The organism is Psychromonas hadalis ATCC BAA-638, assembly GCF_000420245.1.
Lineage (GTDB): Bacteria > Pseudomonadota > Gammaproteobacteria > Enterobacterales > Psychromonadaceae > Psychromonas > Psychromonas hadalis.
In genome coordinates, this window is the sequence record NZ_ATUO01000252.1 from 1 (window position 1) to 3,085 (window position 3,085).

The 3,085-nt window shown below is 39.7% G+C and carries 2 protein-coding genes; one reads left to right on the forward strand and one right to left on the reverse strand.

Annotated features, from left to right (window positions below; genetic code table 11):
• Window positions 1-105: 105 nt before the first annotated feature.
• Complete coding sequence (locus tag G322_RS0118325) at window positions 106-819, reverse strand: tRNA-uridine aminocarboxypropyltransferase (RefSeq protein WP_022943134.1); 714 nt, start codon at window positions 817-819, stop codon at window positions 106-108.
• 40 nt (window positions 820-859) lie between these two features.
• On the opposite strand from G322_RS0118325, the gene G322_RS0118330 reads away from it, so the two are divergent.
• Entirely contained in the window at window positions 860-2,767 is a 1,908-nt protein-coding gene (locus G322_RS0118330) for a RecQ family ATP-dependent DNA helicase (RefSeq protein WP_022943135.1), read from the forward strand.
• Window positions 2,768-3,085: the final 318 nt, after the last annotated feature.

Consider the following 3,085-nt stretch of genomic DNA (forward strand, 5'->3'; position numbering starts at 1 on the left):
GCTTCGGCGCTCTTTTTTTTTCTTGTCGAAAAGGTGAAAGTGGCACTCTTTTTTTGCATGAAAGAAAAATCATCCCGTCGTCAGTTAAGTACGAATGACTAACCACTAATTACTGTTTTTCAATTGATAATAACTGGCATCATTGGGTAGTTGCTTACGTTGTTTCCCTAACATGTAATTCTCTCTAAACACTTCAAAAAAAAGATTTAACTGCTGTGCATTTTTAAATTCCCCAATAAATTCCAATGCGAGGCTTGCGACCTCTGCGGTGGCGAGTTGATTCTCTTTTACCGCTTTACGCAGTAAATAGCGGGAAATGTTTTCAGGAGAGAAAGAGAGGACAGGAAAGTTATCAAGATAAGGGCTTTTTCGGAACATCTTTTTTGCCTGTGCCCAACTGCCATCGAGTAGAATAAATAGGGGCTTCTTATCACTGTTTATCTGTGTCTGATCGCTAATAACTCTTTCTATTTGACAATACTCTTCTGGGAAAATAACCATCGGTTGCCATTGTGGATTGTTAAGCAGTGCCAACATTTCACTATGGGGCTCGGTGCGTGACCAGATGTAGGCAAAAGTATCTGGGATAAGGTCTGCAATTAACCGGCCTGTATTACTGGGTTTTAAAATCTCATCATCATACATCAGCAGTAAAAATGCACTGTTGGTTTGCACTGTTTTTTTTAATCCGCAAATACACAGGTAGGGCAGTAACATACAGTGAATACAGCGTGTTATATTGCCTCCTCTTGCTAAAAAAGGGCGAGTAGATCGACTTAATCGTAGATCATAGAGTTTGTGTAAGGCATGAATTCGCATATAATTGCTCAATCTAATAATAGAGTGATAGGGTAAAGTAATGAAAAATTTATTACAGCAGTATTTTGGGTTTAGTGAATTTCGTACAGGGCAAGCACCTGTTATTGAAACATTATTAAGCGGGCAAAGTGCGGCGGCTATTTTTCCTACGGGATCTGGGAAATCTCTCTGTTATCAACTGCCTGCACTACAATTGCCACACCTTACCTTAGTGGTTTCTCCGTTATTAGCATTGATACAAGATCAACTCGATTTTTTACATAAAAAAGGGATCGCAGCTGCCAGTATTCAATCGATGCAAACTGCCAGTGAGTCATCGAAGGTTTATAAAGCGGTGGCTGATGGTGAGATTAAAATTTTGTTTATCTCAGTAGAGCGCCTGAATAGTGAACGCTTTCGTCAATTTTTAAAACAGGTGCCTATTTCACTGCTGGTCGTTGATGAAGCGCATTGTATCTCTGAGTGGGGGCATAACTTCCGTCCTGATTATCTAAAGCTCGCTTTTTACCGTGAGCAGTTCAATATTAAACAGGTGTTGCTATTAACGGCGACAGCAACCACACCAGTGATTGAAGATATGGCCACTAAGTTTGCTATTGAAAAGCAGAATATCACTGTGACAGGCTCTTATCGCAGTAACTTAAATTTAGCTGTTATTGGTGTCACAGAGCAAGAAAAGTTAAATCAACTGGTGCCGTGGCTTAATCAACGGGCTCATCTGGCAGGGATTATTTATGTCACTCTACAACAAACGGCAGAACAGGTGGCAAAAGCACTGAGCAGTGCGGGGATTCGCGCACAAGCCTATCATGCGGGTATGAAGAGTGAACAACGTATTGATATTCAGCAACGTTTTATGTCGGGAGAGAACCCTATTATTGTTGCTACTATCGCCTTTGGTATGGGCATTGATAAAAGTGACATCCGTTTTGTGGTGCATTATGACCTGCCTAAATCGATAGAAAACTATGCACAGGAAATAGGCCGCGCAGGGCGAGATGGTGCATCTGCTGATTGTTTGGTTTTGGCTAACAAAGATAACCTTAATTTGCTGGAAAACTTTGTTTATAGTGATACTCCTGAGCCGAGTGCGATTGATTATATTATTAATGAGATAAAAAATTGTAATGGTCAGTGGGAGGTATTGATGAATAGCTTATCGAGCCAATCTAATGTTCGCCTATTAACATTAAAAACCTTACTGGTATACCTAGAATTAGAGGGAATTTTAAAACCTGCTTACAGTTATTATGCCGAGTACAAATACAAGCAGTTAGTGCCTGAAAATGAGTTGTTAGGGCGATTTAAAGAGGAGCGTTATCACTTTGTTGAGGCCATTTTACAAAGTGCAGATAAAGCACGTACCTGGGCGACCATTAATTTTGATAAGTTGCAGAGTTTTTATCCAAGTGAGCGTAGTCGGGTTATTAGCGCGCTTGATTATTTAGATCAGCAAGGGTTGGTGGAGCTACAAACTAAACAGATGACCAATGTATACCATGTTTTCCCTGAGGTGATTCACGCAGATTTAGTCGATAATCTCGCCAAGCGCTTTAGTGACAAAGAACACAGTGAAATAAAGCGTATCCATTTTTTATTAGATTTTTTTGCTAGTAAAAATTGCTTGAACTGGCAACTCGCTCATTATTTTTCAGATAATAATCTGCAACAGCCTTGTGGGCACTGCAGTGTTTGTGCTGGGTTGTTAACCACTTTTCCTGAGTCAATGCCTTTAAAACCACTTGAAGAATATGATTTTTCAACGTTAACAAGTGCAATCAGTGAAAAGCTTGGCCAGCATAAAACCAATACACTGCTGGCACGTTTTCTTTGTGGTTTAACAACCCCCATTTTTACCCGTTTAAAAGTACGTCCGTTAAATGGTTTTGCACAACTGGAAAAGTATCGTTTCAGTGAGGTATTACAGTGGGTATCAGCACCGAAATAGGAATAAGCGCTAATGATTATCCCTTTCGTCAGCAGGTTACAATCAAGAATAAAAATAAAGCCATTCCACCACGAAGGCACAAAGTTTTAGAAGGTAATATGTTGCTTTTTATTCCTTTTTTTCGTGCTCTTTGTGTCGCATAGCAACTTCGTGGTTATACCAATTACATTACGTATGTGGTCTAAATTTTCTGCAGGGAAAACAGCTTAATTCAAGGCGTAAGTTGACGTAAATGGTTGTTCCCTTTGCGAAAGTTACAACGCGGAAGTGAGTTGTTTTAACCAGTAAAATAGATCAGCTATTTACTGTTATTGGTAT